Genomic DNA, 20,409 nt, shown 5'->3' with positions numbered 1-20,409 from the left:
TTCTCATACTGCGGCTCCGTTAATGATGAGATCCAGCTCCGTCTGTGAGAGCTGGCAAAAGGGAAAATCCGAGGGAAGCAGGACGGACGGCGCGGCAGAAATCGCGTCGCCCTCGCCCGCCAGTGCATCGCGCCAGGCTGACAGTCCGGCGTTCAGTTGCGTCAGGTACTGGATGGCGCGCGCCTCGCTGGCGCCGGGAACGCCTAGACGCAATTCCACGCTAACCGCGCCGGACTCGCGCTCGTCAAACACCAGCAGGTCAAAGTCGGCCACACTGCGTTCCTGCGGATGGCGGAAGCCCCCGGACAACGCCGGCGTCAGGGTGAAGTGACGCCACTGCCCGCTCAGCCCACCGCCGATATCGTTGATACAGAGCAAAGGTCTGACCCGCTGGGTCTGCGCGCCCAGGTGATGGAGCCAGTTCTGGCGACCGTCACAGCAACTGGACTTGATCTCTCGCAACTGCGCCGACGCCCCTTGCGCAAGCGGATCAAGGCTCACCTGATGAAAGCCAGTGAACCAGCCCACCGCATTGGCCAGCGCGCCGTCCCATTCGTGGGGAACGTTCGCTTCCGAAAAAACGCGACCGTGGTGTTCAAACAGCGCCACAGGCTGGGCCGGACTGGCGTTGTCTTCATCCAGCGCCGCCATCAGCGCGGCGGCGAGCAACTGGGTGCGCTCCGCCTTAAGCCGCCGCTCCATGTCCTGAATGTCCGCGCCCGACAGCGTCAGCGTCAATCTGACCGGCTCCGCCGTCGCCGTTGCATCCCCGGAGTGCGCCGTTTGCGCCGCACCGCCGTGATCGCGCAACCATTTCCCCCACAGGAACGCGCCAGCCTCTACTTCTCCGCCAGCGGTAGTCGCGTCGCCCAGGGCCTGATCCAGTTCGTCCAGTAAATAGATCCAGGAATGCACGTCGCAAATCAGGTGATGGCACACCCAGATCAGATAGTTCTGGTTCGACGCAGGGTCGTAAACAATTTCATGAACGCTGGGCTGCTGTTGCAGGCTGACTGCGCCCTGCAACTCACGCAACCGCGCCATGAGCGACTCCCCTGTCGCCAGCTCATGTACGGCCAACGAGGTTGAGGCGGACTCAAAATGACAGGCGCTAAGGTCAGCGTTGGTTCTCAGCGCAAAGATTTTATGACGCCCCTGCACCGCCTGAACGGCGGCGTGAATGCGCTCCGGCGCCAGGGACGACGGCGCCGCCAGGGTCACCCCCTGCTGCAGGCGATTCGGATAGTGAAAGCCCTGCTCCCGCATCCAGCGCACGCTGGGCAGATGGGTGATCCAGTTAGCATCGACGTCCTCAATGGCGATGGCCTCGCCGGCATTCAGCGTCTGACTGTTAGCGCAGGCTTTCTCCAGCACGGCGCCCAGGGCGGCCATGGACAACAGCTCCCCCGCGCCGACGCGGACGCCCTGCTTCGCAAGCAGCGCCGCCAGACGGATGGCTTTGATCGAGTCGCCCCCCAGCGCCAGGAACGACGCTTTCAGGTCCACGCCCTGGGGCCAGATCGGCGTAAAAAAGTCGTCATTCAACCACTCAGGCAGCGAATAGGTTTGTGCGGCGTCAGCGTCCTGCCCGCCGATGCTGCGCGAGGGCGTCAGCGTCGCCGCCAGGGCGTTGTGAGCCGCCGCCGTCAGCGCCTTCATATCCACTTTGCCGTTGGCGTTGACCGGCCAGGGCACCACCGTGCAATACAGGCCAGGCAGCCAGGCGTCGGGCAGTCTGTCCTGCAGGCGCGCCTGAAAATCCGGGTTGTCGTAAGGGATCGGCGAGCTGCTGCACAGCGCCACCAGCTCGCGACTCTCGCCTGCTCCGTCCGACGCATGCGAGGCGTTGGCGGCCGCCAGCTTCAACGCTTTTATCTTGCCCTGGCGATCCTCCGCACCCAGCGCCGCCAGCGCGCTTTCCACCGCTTTTTCGATTTCCGTAGGATGAATGCGATAACCGCGCACCTTGAATTCTTCATCGATGCGCCCGAGACAGTGCAGCTGGCCCTGGGCGTCTTTTACGCCCAGGTCGCCGGAGCGATACCAGCGATGTCCGTCCTGACGACTGCGCACGAATTTGGCGTCAGTCTGCATGGGGTTGTTGAGGTAACCCTCCGCCAGTACCGGGCCGCCGATCCATAACTCGCCCTGAAATCCTTGCGGCATGGGTTCGCCTCTGGCGTCGCGCACCGACATCAGCGCAGCGCCAAGCGGCGCGCCAATGGGCGTGACGCCTGCGCTGTCTTCGGCGGCTAAAGTCGAACCGTGACGGGTATGAATGCAGCAGCCCACCGTCGCTTCCGTAGGACCGTATTCATTCACCACGCAGCTGCCGGCGGGGAAAACGCGCAACGCCTGTCGCACCAGCCCCTCGGACAGGTTTTCACCGCCGACCACAAAGGTCAGCGGGCGGCGCCGCGGAACGCTGTGCTCCGTGAGCAGAGACAAATGGGAAGGCGTGCATTTCACCCCGGACAAGCGTTCGTCGGCCAGCAGCGTCCGCAGTAACGCGGGGTTATCGCGAATATCCTGTTCATGAGGCTGCATAAACCCGCCGGACAGAACAGGAACCAAAATGCTGGTCTGGGTGAGGTCGAATCCAAAGGAGGTGAACAACGGCGTATTGAACGGCTGCTCTCCCGCGTAAGCCTTGGCGGTCGCCACGGCGTAATGCGCCAGCGCCACAGGAGAGATCGCCACGCCTTTGGGCTCTCCCGTCGAGCCTGAGGTGTACAGGATATAAGCCGGTTTATCCTGGGCTGCGTCCGTTAAGGCGTCTGGCGTCGGCGCCGTTGTTGCGGACCAAGCCGATGACTCTGACGCCTGGTGAGTCGACCATTCCAGCGGAATGGACATGTCCAGCAGCGCCAACGGCAGTTCCAGGCTTTCCGCCAGACTCTGATCAGGCGCTACGTACAGGCACAGAGACGCCCCGGAATTTCGGGCGATAGTTAACAACCGGGCCGCAGGCGTCGTGGGACAAACGGGAACCACGGTGATGTTATCGATCAGACAGGCCAGATACGCCAGCACTGTCGCTGGCGTGCGGCGCCCAAGGATCATGACGGGCCGATCATCGCCGCCGCGCTGCTGACGAAGGTGTTCGCGCAGCCCACGCATCCAGTCCCAGCCCTGGTGGTAATAAATGGGATCACTTTCAGGGCCGGCGCTGAACAGGATCTGGTCGGGGTAACGCTGGAAAGCATATCTGATGTGCACGCCGATGGGCGCCGCGGTCTCTGCGTCGGAGCCATCAACCCGCGGCGCGAAGGTCGTCTCTGTCTTATCTGCTTGATGCATCGCCTCCGCTGCAGCCAACACGTCCGCAGCCGCTTCCATGGCGTAATCGACCACTGTCTGCAAAAAAGCGCGGCATTGAGGCTCCGACCACTGGCGACGAAAGTCCGCTTCCAGCTTGATGCTTCCATCCTCGAAGCGATCATGAATATGTACGGTGGCGAACAGCGCTTCCACCGCCTGCAAATGGTCGATTTCCACTTGCGCGCCAGAGACGGAAGGCTGAAACGCGCCGGTCTGATAGGACACGCCGAACGCAGGAATGACCCGTTTCCAGTCTTGTGAGGCGAAGTCGCCCCAGCGCGCGCCGGGGGCGTATCGGGAATGCGCCAGGGCTTTTTGCAGCCCCTTGCGCAGAACGCGATAACAGTCCGCCACGGTCTCGCCCGCCGCGCGGGATACCGGAACCAGCACTGGCGCCACGGCCATTGCAATGGCGCGTTTTTCGTCCTCACTCCAGCGGTTCAACATCGGCGCCTGCACCAGGACCGCATCGCCGTCTTCCACCACCATTTGCGCATAGGCGACGGCGGCGAAAAACAAACGGAACACGGAACCGCCGCCCGCTCTGAACTGACCCAACAACGCATTCTGGTCTGCGCGCAAGGACAGGCGCACGCGTCTGCTGCGCGCTTCCCCGCCACGGTAGTCGCCAATGGGCTGGCGGCTGTTTTGCAGAGCGGCGGGGGCGGATTCGCCGAACAAGCTGCGCCAGTATTCCGCATCCCTGCTCCACCGTGGAGACGCTTCGTACTCCTGCTCCCGCTCCGCCATGACGGAAAAAGCAGCGCTCCCGACCTGCCCACAGGCGTCGCCTTCCAGCGCCGCCGCCAGACGCTCCATTAATAACGCCAGAGCGGCGCCGTCTGCCGCGGCGTGGTGGGCCTTCACAAACCAGCCGGACTGCTGGTCGCGATACTGGACGGCGAAGACGCGGATCGGCGTTCGCGACAGATCCTCTTCCAGCAGCAGCTGACGCTCGGCCCACTGGGAGAACGCCTGTTCCGGATCAGGATGCTGGCTGAAATCCACCTTTTGCACGTCCGCCCATGGCGCCTCATGACGCACGCCCCGCCACAGCGCGTCGGACGCATCGGCGACAAAGCCAATGCGGAAGACATCCTCGGCGTGAACGACCACTTCAGCCGCCTGCGCCAGACGCTCCAGCGACAGACCGCCATGCATGCGCGCCACGCCGCCCAGATAAAAGCGCCGCCCGGACAAATGAAAGGCTTCCATCTTGAAAACGGTCTGTTGCGACCGGGACAACTCAAATGTCAGCTTATTCATCATTTACGCTACCGCCTCCGCGAAGAAGTGCTCACGCAGGGTCTCCGCAATCGCCTTGCGGTTGAGCTTGCCGGAGCTGGATCGGGGCAGCTTGCCGGCTTGCCAGAATCGCGCCGGCAACATGTAAGCGGGCATTTGCGCGGCGAGAAACTGACGCAGCGCCTGAGCCTCCAGCGGATCGCCGGACGCCGCGATAGCCGCCGTCAGCCACTGTTCGCCCTCGTCGTCGTCCACCACGCAGACCACGGCTTCGCTAATCGCCGGATGACTGAGCAGGTGATGCTCTATTTCACCCAGCTCGATACGCAGCCCGCGCAATTTCACCTGGGTGTCCTTGCGTCCCTGACAGAAAAACACATCTCCGTCTTCACGCCATCCCAGGTCGCCGGTCAGATAGATACGTTGTTGCAGCTCTGGGTGAAAAACAAAGGCTTTGTCCGTCAAGTCCTGACGGTTGTAGTAACCTTCAGCCAGACAAATTCCGCCAATGGCGATTTCTCCCTGCTCCAGATCACCTTTCAGCGCTAATGTTTCCGGGTCGACAATGTATAACTCGCAACCGGTAAGCGCCTGTCCGATGGGCACGTTTTTGGGCGCAGGCGCATCGCAATCGTAGTAACTGACGTCGATAGCCGCTTCCGTCGGACCATACAGGTTAGTCAGCAGACAGCTAGAGCCGAACTGCGCCTGGAACTGGTCGACCAGACTGGCCTGCAACGATTCGCCGCTGACATAGACTTTGCGCAAGGTGGTCGCCGTATGTTGCAACTCCTGCAGCACCGGCTTGAGCAGACTGGGAACGAAGTGCGCCACGGTGATGTTTTCACTTTGCAGCGCCGCCAAGATGCCTCTGGGAAAAGACTCCAGACCTGGGCGCAGCAAATAGTGACTGGCGCCGTTCAACGCAGGCAGGAAAAGCTCCCACAGAGACACGTCAAAGGTTAACGCGGTGCGCTGCAGAATGATGTCCGACGCCGTCATCGCACTGTGTTGTTGATGCCATTGCAGACGGTTGATAAACGCGCCGTGATTGACCAGCACCCCTTTCGGGGTTCCTGTCGTGCCGGACGTAAAGATCAGATAAGCCGGGTCCGACGCCTGCAATTGCGGCGCGTTCCGCATCGCGTCTATTTCAGGTTTGCATACATAAATATCCTCCAGGCGCTCCGCCAGAATCAGCGCCAGATCCGGTCCCGCCTGGGAAATCTGGCCGGACTGGGCGGCGCTGCAAAACGCAACGCGACACTGCGCCGTCTGCAACATGGAAGCCATGCGCGCAACGGGGGTTTTCGCATCCAGAGGGAAATAAACGCCGCCTGCAAGCAGCACGGCGTAGGCCGCCACCACAAACGCCGGACTTCGCTCCAGACCAATGGCGACGCATTCGCCCTGGCGCAGGTCACGCTCATCAATCAGATATTGAGCCAGTAGCCGCGCGCGCTCATGCAGTTCGCGCCAGGATAGAGTCTCCCCATTGCCCCAGCGTATCGCCGGGTTGGGATTGTCTCGCGCCGTGTCCTCGAAAAAATCAGTAATAAGTCGACCAGTGTCCATAGAGCCGGAGTCCTTTGATTGCTGGCTGTGTCGCTCCTGAGCCATAGCGCGCCCAGGGTTACAGACGAACCCGGGGCGACAGGCATCCGTCAGCCGAGACCTTGGGTCTCAAGCCTGGAGGATAGAAATGGTGAGAAGCGGATTATGAAATAGTCTATACAGCGCTATAGCTGTATCGATTACATACTTCCTTGCCGATCAGCATTTTTTGAAGTTCATTGCTGCCTTCGACGACCTGCAAAATTTTCGCATCCCGATAGAGACGGCTGACGCCGTTACTCTCGTCGCAGCCATGGCCGCCGTGAATCTGGACGGCTTTGGCCGCCGCCGTACCGGCTTCATGTGATGCAAAAAGCTTGGCCTGAAGAATCTGCTCCAGGGCGTCTTCGTCCCGGGATTCCTTCGCTTTTGTCGCTGACAGGCAAATGAGTTGGGAGGCAAGCAGACTACTGGACATTTCCGCCAGATAGCCGCGAATGATGCCTTGGTCCGCTAGCAGCTCACCAAAGGTAGAGCGGGTGTTGGCTCTGCGTGCAGAAGCCGCCAGCGCCGCTTGTTGAACGCCTAGCGACGCCCAGGCCACGCTGATGCGGCCGTAGTCCAGAGCGCTATTGGAGATGAGGTTCTGGCCGAAGCCCGGTTTCCCGATGATGTGAGATTTGGGAATCCGCACGTCGACGAAGTCGAGCACCGCCAGATAAGCGCTCTTGAAACCCAGCATGTTTTTCTTGGCGGTAATGGTGAATCCTGGCGTCTCTTTGGGAATCAGAACGGCGGTATCCAGCCCCTGATATTTACCGAACACCAGAAACAGATCCGCGATTTGGGCGAACGTGATCCAGGTCTTTTGTCCGTTGACCAGCAAGGCGTCGCCGTCGTCGACAAACTGCGTCGACAGGTTCTTGGAATCGCCTCCGGCGCCGACCTCGGTTTGCGCAAACGCGCCGATGATCTCGCCTTTCACCAATGGCGTCAGATACTGTTGCTTTTGCTCCGGCGTTCCCCAGTCCTCAATGGTTTTCAACACCATTGAGTGCACGTTCAGCAAGCCCGTCAGTGAGCCGCTTCCCGCCCCGATCGCCATGTTAAGAAGCCCGAAAGTGGTGGCGTCGAAGCCAAGGCCGCCGCTTTCCTCTTTCGCCAGGCCGCCCAGCCAGCCGTTATGGGCGAGTTTTTTCACCACCGAGGCGGGGGTCGCCTCGTGTAGATCCCACTCATCGGCATAAGGCGCGACTTCATCGGCGGAGAACTGTTCGAAGGCGTGCAGCCACTGGTTTTGAGAAGGCGATAGAAAACGGTTAAGCATTTACCACCGCCTTTCTCTCCAAGAAATTACAGACAGCCTGAATACTACAAAAGTTGGCGTTATCAAGGTCGTCAATCTCTACCTTGATTCTGAAGTTTTTTTCGAGAAAGGAGATTAATTGGATAGCGGCCAGGGAGTTAACCAGACCTGTTTCGAAGATGTCGACTGAGTCGTCCAAATCCTGTTTTCCAGCGAGTTTGCTCAGGTATTCAGACACTAATTTTTTACGCGCAGATACGTCCATTACTACTTTCCTTTGCGAGCTTAAATTCCATTAGTCTTTCCATTGAAAGTCAGCTGGCGCTGCTAGTGAAAAGGTTTTCTTTCCAGGCCCCATCTTGGGGCGCCAAACTGACTTGCAGCATCATATATCATCATCACGAACAGGCGCAATCTTCCAGCCGACTGATTTTATTGACAAAAATTAACCCTGTTTGTCACACCCAGAAAGCTGACCAAATAACGCGAAGCAAGCGTCATTTCTGATTTCAGAGCAAAACCAGAAGCGACCTTTTTGTTCTTTTTCGCCACCCGGGCGCCCTGTGGCGCAAATTGTCGCAATCGAAAATGGGAAAAGTTTGGGAACGCATGCAGGCTTCAACGACGATTTCCTGCGGTAACGGCCACAGCCTCCGTTACAGACAAGTTGTTACAGGCAAGTCGTTGCCGACAAATAATGGGCGATCAGCATATTTGTTAATGCGAATGCTTATTATTGATATTATTAATTCCCCCAGATAGACTGCCGGTTTCCTTCTCCACAATCCCACAATTGAACCTCATGTCGATGTTACGCAACTTCTGGTTATACCTCCGCTCTTTCCGGGCCTCCCACTCGTCTTTCCGGGCTTCGCTCTCTTCTTTTCAGGCTTCGCTCACTCGGTGCGCCGCTTATGTTCTCAGCTTCAGCTGCCTGTTATTTGTCGGGCCTGGCTCCGCTTACGCCGACGAGGAGTCCGTACGGCGCATCGAGCATTCCATGGGCGTGACGCAGGTGTCCGGTACGCCAGTCAGAGTGGTGACTTTGTTTCAGGGAGCGACGGATACCGCCATCGCTTTGGACGTTATTCCCGTGGGCGTGGTGGACTCCTGGGCGGAGAAGCCTACATACAAATATCTGCGTCCTCATCTTCAGGGCGTTCCTCATGTGGGGCTGGAGACCCAGCCCAATCTGGAGGTGGTCGCCGGACTCAAGCCGGACTTGATTATCGCCTCCAAACGGCGTCATGAAAAAATCTACGGTCACCTGACCCAGATCGCCCCTACTATCGCGCTGGAAACCGTGTTTGATTTCAAAGACACCGTAACCATGATGGGATTGGCGATGAACCGACAGGCGCAGGCGGAGACGCTGCTGCGAAACTGGAACGACCGCGTGGCGGATTTTCAGCAGCAAATTCAGCTCAAGCTCGGCGACCAGTGGCCGCAGGAAGCATCCGCCATTAACTTCCGCGCCGATCATGCCCGTCTATACCTGCAAGGCAGCTATACCGGCTCCATTCTGCATGAGCTGGGTTTCGTCAGCCCTCCCAACCATCCGCAGGATCACTGGATGCAGAAGCTGGCCACCAAGGAAAGCATTCCCGCAATGAACGCGGATGTCTTTTTTGTGTTTATGAACACGGAAGACCCCGCTGTGCTGCAGGGATATGCGGACTGGACCCGGCACCCGCTGTGGAAGAACCTGGACGCGGTGCGTAAGCATCAGGTTTTTCAGGTCGACCAGATAGCCTGGCATTTATCCGGCAGCATCCTTGGGGCCAATCTGATGCTGGATCAGATCTACGAGCATTTTGGCCTCACCGGTCCGACGCAGTAGATGTTCCTCAAGTATTTACGGGCCGGACGGAATTCCGGTCGCGCCCTGCAACTTCTCCTCGCGCTATGGGTATTGGCGGCGGCCTTCTGCGCCAGCATCGCCCTGGGTCAGATGTCCATGCCGTTGAACGACCTGTGGGACGCTTTCACCGCTTTCGACCCGGGCTCCACCGAGCACATCATCGTCACGACCACCCGCCTGTCCCGGGCGTTGACGGCGCTGTGCGTCGGCTCCGCGCTGGCGGTGGCGGGCGCCTTAATGCAGGCGCTGACCCGTAACCCCCTGGCTTCACCAGGAATCTTCGGCGTCAACGCCGGCGCCTTGTTCGCCATTGCGCTGTCGACCACGCTTTTCTCCGTCCCGTCGCTGCAACACTATATCTGGATCGCTTTCGCCGGCGCCGCCGTCGCGGGAACCCTGGTTTACTGCCTGAGCGCGCTGGGCCGCGATGGCCTGACGCCGGTCAGAACCGTGCTGGCTGGCGCCGCCATCACCGCCTTGTTCGTCTCCTTCACCCAGGGACTGCTGGTGATCAATCAGGAAGGGCTGGACAGCATCCTGTTCTGGCTGGCGGGGTCGGTGGCGGGACGCAGTCTGGATCTGGTGGCGCCGGTGGCCCCCTGCATTCTGTTCGCCATCATCGCCAGCATGGCTTTAGGCCGTCATATCAATGTTCTGATGTCCGGCGATGACGTAGCAAAGGGCCTGGGACAACGCACCGCCATGCTGCGGTTATTGATGGGAGTTTTGATCATCGGTCTGGCCGGGGCTGCGGTGGCGATCGCCGGCAATATCGTCTTTGTCGGGTTGATCGTTCCTCATATGGTCCGCGCCTGGCTCGGCGCGGATTACCGTTGGGTGCTGCCAGGTTGTGCGGTGCTGGGCGCCGTTCTATTGTTGAGCGCCGACGTAGCCGCGCGGTTCCTGATACCGCCCCAGGAGGTCCCCATCGGCGTGATGACCGCATTGTTGGGAACGCCCTTTTTCATCTATCTGGCGCGGCGGGGCGTGCAGCATGCATAGGCTTATCACTCTGCGCTTTAATCGGTGGTCGGTGCAGGTTAACCCGCGCTCGGCGACTCTCACTTTGGCGGTGCTGGCGGCGTCTTTGACGCTGGCGCTTATCGCTATCGCGACGGGCAGCCTCTGGATTTCCCCGCTGGAAGTGATCAAAGAATTGATCGCCAGTGAGCCGGGCGATCACGCCTTTATTATCGAAACCCTGCGGCTGCCTAGAGTACTGATGGCGTTTCTGGCGGGTTCCGCGCTGGCGCTGTCCGGCCTGATCCTGCAGAGCATTATCAGAAATCCCCTCGCCTCTCCCGACATTATCGGCATCACCAGCGGCGCGTCTGCGGCGGCGGTGTTCTTTTTGTCGTTTCTGGCGGGCGCCGTCAGCATCCGCTGGCTGCCGGTAGCGGCCATTTTGGGTGCGGCCTGCACGTCTTTGTTGATCTATGGGCTGGCGTGGCGGCAGGGCGTTTCCCCCATTCGTCTGGTGTTGATCGGCATCGGACTGTCCGCCGGACTCAGCGCGCTCACCACGCTGATGATCGTCATCAGCCCCATCGCCACCAGCATGACCGCTTATGTGTGGCTGACCGGCAGCGTGTACGGCTCAGAGTGGAGCGACGTTCAGGCTTTGGCGCCCTGGTTGTTGACCCTGGGCCCGCTGTCGCTGCTACTGGCGCGGACTATTGATATTCAGGAGATGGGCGACGCTATCGCCATCAACCTTGGCGTTCCGGTGCAGCGCAACCGTTTTATCCTGTTATTGATCAGCGTCGCCCTGGCCGGCTCCGCCGTCGCCTATACCGGGGCGATTGGCTTTGTCGGCCTGATTGCGCCACATATGGCGCGCCGGCTGGTAGATCGTTCTTTCGCCAGTCTGGCGCCGGTGGCGGCCATGATCGGCGGCGGCATGGTGGCGCTGGCCGACACCATCGGCCGCACCGCCTTTCTGCCGCTGGACATTCCCGCCGGGGTATTCGTTTCCGGTGTGGGAGCGCCGTTTTTTATCTATCTGCTGTATCGGCAGCGTCATCATTAACAGAGCCTGAAATGCGCAGGCCTGTCGTTGCAGACAAATAGAAGGACGCATTTGTCCGCCTGATTAATAGTGAGATCGTCATGAGCAATACGACAACGACCGAACACCCGCTGGAAAGCCGCGACCTGACGCTGGGCTATGAGCAGAAGGTCATCATTGAAGCGCTGAACCTGAGAATTCCCCGGGCCAAGGTGACCGTGTTCGTCGGCAGTAACGGCTGCGGCAAATCCACGCTGCTGAAATCTTTCGCCAGAGTGCTTAAACCCCAGCAAGGGTGCGTATTGCTGGACGGCCAGGAAATACAGCGAAGCCCTACCCGGCAGGTGGCGCAGAAGCTCTCCATGCTGCCCCAAGGGCCATTAGCGCCGGAGGGGCTGACCGTTCATCAACTGGTCAGGCAGGGCCGCTACCCCCATCAAGGCTTGCTGCGGCAATGGTCACAGGAAGACGAACGGTTGGTTGAAAAAGCGCTGCATGATACCGGCCTCACCGCACTACAGCATCAACCCGTGGACTCACTGTCCGGAGGCCAGCGCCAGCGCGCCTGGATCGCCATGACCCTGGCGCAGAACACGGATATTCTGCTGCTGGACGAACCCACCACCTATCTAGACCTCACCCATCAGATTGAAATCCTCGACTTGTTGCGCGACCTGAATGACCGCGAGCAAAAGACCATTGTCATGGTCCTGCACGACCTCAATCTGGCCTGTCGCTACGCGGACCACATCGTGGCGATCCAGCATCGCAACGTCTACGCCCAGGGCAGTCCGGAGGAAATCATCACCGAGGAAACCGTCAGCGCGGTGTTCGACCTGGGCTGTCGCATTATCCGCGATCCCCTGTTCGGCTCGCCGTTATGCATCCCCTTCGGCAAAACCACGCGCATACCAGCGCAAACTCAAGAGCATGACAAACGGAGCGAAGCATGCGTCTAGGCGCCGCCACGCCAAAGTTCTGCGCCCAGGCCAGTCAGGAGTCCGACGAGCCTCTGGCGGGAACGGGCTTTCATCCGCAAAGTAATCTATTGCTGAGCTGGCCCATCGCCGCTTGGACGCGCACTTACCATCAGGCCAAGGACATGAGTGAAACCGAGTCCGGACTTGTCGCAGAACTGGTCGCCCAAGGCCGCCGGGTGAACCTGATGCATCGGGCGGATCAGTCGAAAACGCTGCGTTGCGCCTATTTGATGCCGGAGCGCGAAGCGTACGACATTCCCCGCGAACAACTTGCCGCGTTTCTGCTGGCGTTGCAGCAGGGCCGCTCGTTGGCGGCATGGCGTAGCGGCCCGGCGCCCGCCAAGGTCGTGCTTTGCTGCACCCATGGCGTCAAGGACAAGTGTTGCGCCAAGTTCGGCGTTGCGGGCTTCAAGGCGCTGGAGCAGGCCGCGCAGAATTTCCCGCAAGTTGAAGTCTGGCAAAGCTCTCACTTGGGAGGCTGTCGTTTCGCGGCCACCGCCCTGGTGTTTCCCGACATGCGCAAATACGGGCGTATCGAGCCTGAGCGCGCCCTGCCCCTGCTGGAAAGCGAGATGAGCAACCTTCCTTATCTGCCCTGCTTTCGCGGAAACAGCGCTTTGACGCCAGTCCAGCAGATTGCCGAGATCGAAGCGCGCAAACGCCTTGACGCGGAGGGACATCAGCCGACTCAGTTAGAAATAGTCGCTGAACAGAGCGACAGTGAGGGCCGGACAGAAATCGCGTTTTCCTGGCGATCCGATACTGCGGACGGACGCCTGGTTATCCATCTGGAGGCCGCGTCGTTCCGGCGCTACGACATGTGTTCGGATATTGACGCCGGCGCCGGCCCCACAGATCGCCGCACATGGCGAACAAGTGAGACACAGCAGGCAGACAATTAGCTTTCTTCTATTTGCCTGAGTCTTAACTTAAGCAGAAGTTAATTCGCCGCTTAATGCGATTGATAATAATTATCATTTTTATTACATTGCACTCCTGGCTATTTTTCTCCTTCATTCACATCCCAAGACAATCATTAAGGAATTGTCCATGCTGTCAAAACCTTCCCTGCACGCCCTGGCGCTCACGCCGCTGGCGGCGTTTTTCCTCTCCGCACAGGCTCAGGCCGCGCAACCGACTACGGTGCTGGATGAGGTCGTGATTACGTCCACTCGGTCCGCCACGGGGGAGAAGGACTCCCCTCAAGTCGTCACTATAATCACCAGGGAAGAGATTGAAGAGCAGTTGGCGTTGACGTCCGATTCATCGCAAATTCTGAGCAACCTGCTGCCCGCCTACTCGCCTAACCGGCAAAAGCTGACCAGCAGCGGGGAAACCTTCCGCGGTCGTGCTGTGCTGTTCATGATCGATGGCGTGCCGCAGTCCAATCCGCTTAGAAACGCGTCCCGTTCAGGCCATACCATTGACCTGTCTATGGTGGAACGCATTGAGGTGATTCACGGCGCCAACGCCATACACGGCCTGGGCGCCACCGGCGGCATCATTAACTTCATCACGCGCCGTCCAAGCGGGGTGGAACTCAAGCAGCACGCCGGGGTTCAGGTCACCACTCCCGCCCGCAAACTGGATTCCGACACCCTGAGCTACAAATTGGACTATCAGGTGGAAGGCGCCCAGGAGGACTTCGAGTATCTGGCTGGCCTCAGCTATGAAACCCAAGGGCTGTATCTGGACGGGAGCGGCGCGCCGGTAGGCGTCGACAATACTCAGGGCGATCTGATGGACTCCCATGCTTACGATCTGTTCCTGAAGCTGGGGTATTGGATAGACGACGAGCAGAATATCGAGCTGGAAGTGAATCATTACTTGGCGGCTGGGGACATGAACTATGTCAGCGTAACCGGCGATCGCAGCGAAGGGATTCCCACAACCTCAGAAAAAGGCAAGCCGGAAGGCGAAGCGCCCCGCAATCGGGTCATCACCGCCAGCATGAAATACGAGCACCACGACCTTGCAGGCATGAACTTCACTGCGCAAGCCTACAGTCAGCAATTCGAAGGCCGCTTCGGCGCCACCCTCACCTCCACGTTCCAGGACGAGGATATTGCGCCAGTAGGCACGCTGTATGACCAGTCGCAGAATGAATCCGACAAACTCGGCGCCAAATTCACGCTGAGCAAGCAGGACCTGCTCGACAACAAGCTGAAGCTGACCGGCGGCCTGGACTTGCTGCGTGACACCACCCAGCAAAGACTGGTGCTGACCAACCGTAGCTGGGTGCCTGAGACCACTTACAACAACTACGCGCCCTTCCTGCAGGCCCAGGCGCAACCCATGGACAATCTGGTGTTGCACGCCGGGGTGCGTTACGAGTACGCGGAACTCGACGTGGACTCCTTCGAGACTCTGGCCTCCGCCAATGGCGTCACCGTGGAAGGCGGCAATCCCGACTTCAGCGAAACCCTGTACAACGCCGGTGTGGTGGTGACGCCCCTGACCTGGCTAAGCGTGTTCGCCAACTATTCGGAAGGCTTCGGCATGCCGGATGTGGGCCGCGTGCTGCGAGGCATCAACCAGCCGGACCAGGACGTGGACGACTTCCTCAATCTGCAACCGATCCTGACCGACAACCGTGAAATCGGGGTGCGGATCGATTTCAAACCCGTGGATTTCGAGTTGAGCTATTACCAGTCCGACTCCGACCTGGGTTCGCGTCTGGAGAATATCGACGGGGTCTATTTCGTGAAACGGGAGCGAACCGAAATTGACGGTCTGGAAGCGACGCTGGGCGTTCAGGTGCACGAACGGCACCGGGTAAAACTGGCCTACTCGCGCATCAATGGCGAATACGACAGCGACGCGGACGGCGAGTTGGACAGCAAACTGGACGGCCTCAACCTGCCGCCCAACCGCCTAACGGCGGGCTGGAACGCGCGCTGGACGCAAACCCTCAGCACCTCCCTGCAAGCCAGCCATGCCTTCGACCGCAGTTTTGACGATCCGGAAAAAGAGTTCGACGGCTACACCCTGGTGGACGCCACCCTCGACTATCAACTCTCCGTCGGCAAGCTGTCCTTCGCCGTAGCCAACCTGTTCGATGAAGACTACTTCACCTACTACTCCCAAAGCGCCCTCGTCAACGACGACCGCAACTTCAAAGGCCGCGGCCGCACCTTCACCCTGGGCTATGGCGTGGATTTTTAAACCGTCTCGCTAACTGCACGCCTCAAGAAGACCAGCGCTTGATTGGTCTTCTTGTTTAGCTGCATACCGTCGCGCTGTCAGAAACCAGCTTTTACTATGCAGTCTCTCGTGGGCTTTACCAAGGGTTTACAGCACACGGAATGTACTTCGAAGAAATTGAATAAGAGTGTTGGATGGCGCTGCGCTTATCCAACCTACGGTTTATAGATTGTTCGCTACTTGTAGGTTGGAAAAGCGCAGCGCCTTCCAACAACTGAGTTGAAGGCTGCGGCGGCAATCGAAGGCGCGCGTTTCCAGGAGTAAAGTGCGCTTTGTCTTTCAAGCCCCGAATCGAGCCGTCAGCGCGCTTAACTCATCCGCAAGGGCGGAGAGATTTTCCGCTCTTTGGGCGACTTGCACAGCCCGGTCTGAGGACTGCCCCGTCACTTCGTTGATGGACACTATGTTTCTGTTGATCTCTTCCGCCACGGAATGCTGTTCCCGAGCGGCGGCGGCGATCTGCGCGCTCATTTCGCTGGCGACTTTTATCGCTTCCGACACCTGATTGATGGTTTCAGAAGTGCGCTGCGCGTACTCCACCGACTGCGCGGTTTTACCGGACGCCTGCTCAATCACCGACACCATGGCCTGAGCGCCGGAATGCAGCCGCTCTATCATATGATGGATCTCTTCCGTTGACGCCTGAGTCTTCTGAGCCAGGCTCCGCACCTCGTCGGCGACCACCGCGAATCCGCGGCCCTGTTCACCGGCTCTGGCGGCCTCAATGGCGGCGTTCAACGCCAACAGGTTGGTCTGCTCAGCGATACCGCGAATGACATCGAGTACAGCGCCAATACTTTTGCTGTCCTCGTTCAGTTTGTCCACGACTTCTTTGGCGTCCTGCATGCTCTCGGAGACTTGCGCAATCGCCGCCGACGCCGCCTGAGTCACCTGTAACCCCTGCTTCGCCGCTTCATCAGCGCTGGCGGAGGCTGCTGAGGATTGTGACGCGTTCTCCGCCACGTGATTCACCGTGCTGGCCATCTGATTGACCGCCGCCGCAGCCGTCTCGGTCTGCCGTTGCTGTTGGTGGATATCGTCGTTGCTCCGGTCAGTAATATCCGACAGTTCTTTGGCGGAAGCCGCGACATCGCGGGTTAATCCGACAATCTTGGTGAAGGTTTGCGACAGTTCGCTAACGAAGCGGTTGAACGCTGTTGCGATACGGCTGATTTCATCGTTTCCATCCTCATCCAGCCTGCGGTTTAGATCGCTGCCGCCGCCGGAAATCTCTTCCATCGCCACCGCAATGTTATTAATCCGACGATGCGCCAGCGTTCGATACAATATCGCCGTGAGCCCTAGCACGGCGAGCAACGCCAGCGCCAATAAAACCGCTATTTTGGAACCCAGCGCCTGCCCATTGGCGAGAGGCCCGTCAATATTGATATCCACCTCCAATACGCCCCGGACGTCTCCCAGTTTCCAGTCATTTTTAGGCGTGTCCGCCCGGGTGTTGTGACAGGAGACGCAGGCTTGCGCGACCATCTTGTCCGCCACCGCAACGCGCACCACGGACCCCAGCTTGGTGTCTTTATCCACCTGTGAAAACGTGGTGTCCGGATCTTTGGTCAAACTGGCCCAGGCGGCTTGCCCAAAACTGTCGAGGCGCCGTTCGGAGCGGTTAGGAAACGGAAAGGCGCTGTACAGTTTCAGCGTCATGCCCTTTTGTGAAAACTCTTTGCTCAAGTCGTGAATCATCGTCGCCGGCAAAGGGATCGCATCCTTCTCCTTACCATGGTCAAAAGACGCCTTCATGCTCGAATTTCCCAGCACTTTCTGCACGACATTCTTGGTGTAGTAACCACGCAAGGTCTTGAACTGCTGCACAACCTGCTCCGCCGACGCGGTGGCCTCGCTGATGGCGTTAGCTTCAACCGCTTTGGGGATATAAATGTAGATTGCGATGACGGACAAAGTGAAAACAACAATGACAGGAAGAGTGATTTTCCAGATGAGAGAGAGTCTGTTCATACCGCTGCTCCTCACCACAGGCAGGCCGGAAAGCCTTGAGGGTTTCCGGTAATGATTAAGGGACGAAAGCAGGTCTATACACTATAGTGTAGACCCATAACCGGTTAGATTTGGCGTTTTGTGGGTAAAAATTGCCGTCTCGTCGGATGGCGCTTCGCTTATCCAACCTACATCAACGCAAGCCAGTCTCACCGCACTCTCATTCACCACCGCCGCTAAAACTCTGTAGGTTGGAAAAGCGCAGCGTCTTCCAACAACTGAGATAGACATCCAATGAGACCAGAACATCAACTGGGGCCCAAGATGGCTCTACGAACAAGACCTGCAAGAAGGCAAACTAATCGAACTCCTCCCCGCCACCCCACCGAAAGCTTCACCGTCACCGCCCTCTACACCACCCGACAATTTCTGCCCTATCGGGTGAGGTGGTTTTTGGAGTTGTTGGGGGAGCGGTTGGAGTTGGGTTAGGGGAGAGTTTTGTATTCGTTGTAATAACATATATCTTTGCTAAAGGTTGAAGCACTCGTAAGCGCTGGACACCCATTTTATGCTTTCACCACTAACTACTTTTGGCTAGTTTGTCTGTCATTTTTTGTTGTTTTTTAACTCGAAAAATTAATGGCATCGGCTTACATCAGATACCGTCTGCACCAATTTGTCGCTCAAATGCTTGTGTAACTAAAGCCAAGATATGAGGAATATCATTTAAGTTGTCGAGACCTACTTCGACATCACCGTTCCCCCAGCGCCCTAAGTTCGTGACATCTTTGCACAGTCCACGAGGGTCATCAATTTCGGCGAAAGGCATGTTGAGCGACAAGCGGAGTCTCTTCGCCTGAGGCACCACATCGACAAAATTGGTTTCGGCTTTAAAGGCGACATAAAGTTTTTTTACCTCCTCTGTCACACATGGGTCCAGCTCCAACACCGCTTTGCGGAATGCCTGATAAATATCAGCCATTTTCCCAGTCACTAGCTGAGGGTGGTCCGCCAAACTATATTCCGTTGATTGCTCAATTTGTGGTTTATATGCATCGAAAATATCCCTAGGCAACTCAACCTTTGCCCATACCTCGGTCGCTTTATTTGCTAGCTTATTGGCACGCTTTTGAATAGCAGCTTCATCCCACTTGGCTTCAACAGCAATCCCTTCATTCATCTTAAGTGGACTGAATTTAAAACCATACTCATGTTCACACTTAGCGATGAACGCACTGTTGCTATACTCTGTGTTGTATCCTGTTAAAGTTAAGTTTCCTAGAGTATGGCGATAAATCTCCCAAACACGCTCCCACTCATCTCCTAATTCAGAGCGCCATACCAAAGGTAGCTTTTCTGCTTTATTGTCGGCTTGAGGCATGATGTGCTCAATTGTGTACTCATCGACCAAAATGCGCTCTTTACGACCAAAGTTTTCCATGCGCCTCAACCAGTAACTTTTACTGCGGAAGTTATAAATGTCTTTGGTTTGAATTTTTCTATGGAACTCTTCATCGCCAGGAAAACGTCGATAGGACGGTAACAGCAGGAAAGCGGCTTTTATGCTTTCAAGATAACGATCCTTTTTAAGGCCGATACCCATTCGAGCAAAGGTTTTGTTCATGGAGTTTGTTGGGATCTCACAGATAGCGCGCCTGAATACATAGCTTTCGATGATACGCACAGCGGACAAAAACTCGCTGTGGCTCAACAGGTCACCTGAAAAGTCTGAATACAACTCAAGTAACAGTGGGTAGGCAACATCAACTTTGAGTTCTCGCAAATCTTTAAAGGCTAGCTTTAACTCCTCATCCTTTTCTTTACCCAAAGCGAAAGCGCAGAAGAAAACTGCATAGTTCCTAATATCTTTAACCAGCTCATCTACGCCTTTGGTTGCGATAGACGGTCGTCTCGAATACTCCTTGAACACCTCATATACTTCACCAATCTTAGGAATTTCACGAGTCTTTACGGTGAGGAAATGACGCATAAAGCTGTCAAAGTAATCGCTATATGCTTGCTGCCCAAATGTCAGCTCCATTGGTCGCCAATATTGTTCGTAGAGATGGGTTTGATGCTCAGGCTCTAGCCCCATGAGAATATAATTGCGGATCAAATCCGCTTGGCTCAACTCCCTTCCCGTTGAGTTCATGCTCTCAAATATAAGTTGTGGGTTGTCTTGCTCCCGGTTAAGCGAAATATCAACAACCATCAGTTTTGCCAGTCCACTGCAAATTGGTTTCAGATCAATAAGCTTTTGCAGCTTCGACTTGAAGAACTCATAGTTTTCAACCACACGAATAGATCTATTATCTGGCTGCTCAAGCCCCTTGATAATAGCTTTTAATGACTTATCGTCGGTTTGAGACAACACCAGCTTGTAGAACTTCTCACCACTTTCCAGAGGATTAGTTAAATAATAGCCCTTTAATTTGGTACAACTGAAATCTTCTAAAGGCTCTTGCTCACCAATCACCTCCGTTAATGCTGAAATTAAAAGAGTAATAGTTGTTAAGCGTTGCTGACCGTCGATTACTAAGAGTGGTGTTTGAGACGATACAGAGTAGAGGCCTTTCTCGACATAAACAACAGACCCCATGAAATGGGCATTGATATCAACATTATTGCCACTGCGAATGATATCATCCCACAACTGCTGGCATTCTTTTTCTTTCCAAGAGTACGTTCGTTGATAAATTGGAATTACAAATTGCGGTGACTTTTTCAAAAACTCCAACAGTTTCGCTTCAGTTGCTTTCATATCGCATCAAGCTCCATCTAACATTGAACACATCTGCTCAGTTGTATTCAAAAGTATTCTCAGTAATCTGCATACCGCGTTTCCTGTCCTTAGGGCTTAATTCACTGAGACTGCAGATTGGACCAACAACAGATCACGAATGCCGCAGCCGAACAACAGCAGAGATAGTTTCTTGATTTACCCTCTGCGCCGCTTCTTTATAGCGCAATACCACTG

13 protein-coding genes are annotated in these 20,409 nt (G+C 57.0%); 7 read left to right on the top strand and 6 right to left on the bottom strand.

Going from position 1 to position 20,409, the window contains the following annotated elements:
- Positions 1-3: 3 nt before the first annotated feature.
- The 4 genes from AC2IBB_RS16905 to AC2IBB_RS16890 form a co-directional block, all read right to left on the bottom strand.
- Complete coding sequence (locus AC2IBB_RS16905) at positions 4-4,590, bottom strand: AMP-binding protein (protein WP_486327941.1); 4,587 nt, start codon at positions 4,588-4,590, stop codon at positions 4-6.
- On the bottom strand, positions 4,591-6,141 hold the full coding sequence (locus tag AC2IBB_RS16900; RefSeq protein ID WP_486327940.1) for an amino acid adenylation domain-containing protein: 1,551 nt from the start codon (positions 6,139-6,141) through the stop codon (positions 4,591-4,593). It abuts the gene before it with no gap.
- 154 nt (positions 6,142-6,295) lie between these two features.
- Positions 6,296-7,447: an acyl-CoA dehydrogenase family protein gene (locus tag AC2IBB_RS16895; RefSeq protein WP_486327939.1), complete on the bottom strand. Its 1,152-nt coding sequence runs from the start codon at positions 7,445-7,447 to the stop codon at positions 6,296-6,298.
- A complete protein-coding gene (locus AC2IBB_RS16890; protein WP_279504892.1) occupies positions 7,440-7,691 on the bottom strand; it encodes an acyl carrier protein in 252 nt (83 codons plus the stop codon). Before AC2IBB_RS16890 ends, AC2IBB_RS16895 begins: the two co-directional genes overlap by 8 nt.
- Positions 7,692-8,228: 537 nt before the next feature.
- Here AC2IBB_RS16890 and AC2IBB_RS16885 point away from each other — a divergent pair.
- From AC2IBB_RS16885 to AC2IBB_RS16860, 6 genes are all read left to right on the top strand, one after another.
- A complete protein-coding gene (locus tag AC2IBB_RS16885; protein ID WP_486327938.1) occupies positions 8,229-9,266 on the top strand; it encodes an ABC transporter substrate-binding protein in 1,038 nt (345 codons plus the stop codon).
- Positions 9,267-10,289 (top strand): FecCD family ABC transporter permease, encoded by a 1,023-nt coding sequence (locus AC2IBB_RS16880; RefSeq protein WP_486327937.1) that lies wholly within the window; start codon positions 9,267-9,269, stop codon positions 10,287-10,289. It abuts the gene before it with no gap.
- Positions 10,282-11,316, top strand: a complete 1,035-nt coding sequence (locus AC2IBB_RS16875; RefSeq protein WP_486327936.1) for a FecCD family ABC transporter permease — start codon at positions 10,282-10,284, stop codon at positions 11,314-11,316. The genes AC2IBB_RS16880 and AC2IBB_RS16875 overlap by 8 nt, the downstream gene beginning before the upstream one ends.
- 80 nt (positions 11,317-11,396) lie before the next feature.
- Positions 11,397-12,254 carry an ABC transporter ATP-binding protein gene (locus AC2IBB_RS16870; protein ID WP_486327935.1) on the top strand — a complete coding sequence of 286 codons (858 nt, stop codon included), beginning with the start codon at positions 11,397-11,399 and terminating at the stop codon, positions 12,252-12,254.
- Positions 12,245-13,177 carry a ferredoxin family protein gene (locus AC2IBB_RS16865; protein ID WP_486327934.1) on the top strand — a complete coding sequence of 311 codons (933 nt, stop codon included), beginning with the start codon at positions 12,245-12,247 and terminating at the stop codon, positions 13,175-13,177. The genes AC2IBB_RS16870 and AC2IBB_RS16865 overlap by 10 nt, the downstream gene beginning before the upstream one ends.
- Positions 13,178-13,325: 148 nt before the next feature.
- Positions 13,326-15,440 (top strand): TonB-dependent receptor, encoded by a 2,115-nt coding sequence (locus AC2IBB_RS16860; RefSeq protein ID WP_486327933.1) that lies wholly within the window; start codon positions 13,326-13,328, stop codon positions 15,438-15,440.
- 318 nt (positions 15,441-15,758) lie between these two features.
- Here the strand turns inward: AC2IBB_RS16860 and AC2IBB_RS16855 are convergent, their stop codons facing one another.
- Positions 15,759-17,453 (bottom strand): methyl-accepting chemotaxis protein, encoded by a 1,695-nt coding sequence (locus AC2IBB_RS16855; protein ID WP_486327932.1) that lies wholly within the window; start codon positions 17,451-17,453, stop codon positions 15,759-15,761.
- Positions 17,454-17,756: 303 nt separating this feature from the next.
- On the opposite strand from AC2IBB_RS16855, the gene AC2IBB_RS16850 reads away from it, so the two are divergent.
- Positions 17,757-17,921 carry a hypothetical protein gene (locus AC2IBB_RS16850; RefSeq protein WP_486327931.1) on the top strand — a complete coding sequence of 55 codons (165 nt, stop codon included), beginning with the start codon at positions 17,757-17,759 and terminating at the stop codon, positions 17,919-17,921.
- A gap of 166 nt (positions 17,922-18,087) precedes the next feature.
- Here AC2IBB_RS16850 and AC2IBB_RS16845 read toward each other — a convergent pair whose 3' ends face one another.
- A complete protein-coding gene (locus AC2IBB_RS16845; RefSeq protein WP_486327930.1) occupies positions 18,088-20,193 on the bottom strand; it encodes a GmrSD restriction endonuclease domain-containing protein in 2,106 nt (701 codons plus the stop codon).
- Between the last annotated feature and the right edge of the window lie 216 nt (positions 20,194-20,409).

Source organism: Hahella sp. NS-SX17 (assembly GCF_057367735.1).
Note: the sequence above shows the minus strand (reverse complement) of the source record. Positions and strands in the feature narration are given on the sequence as shown.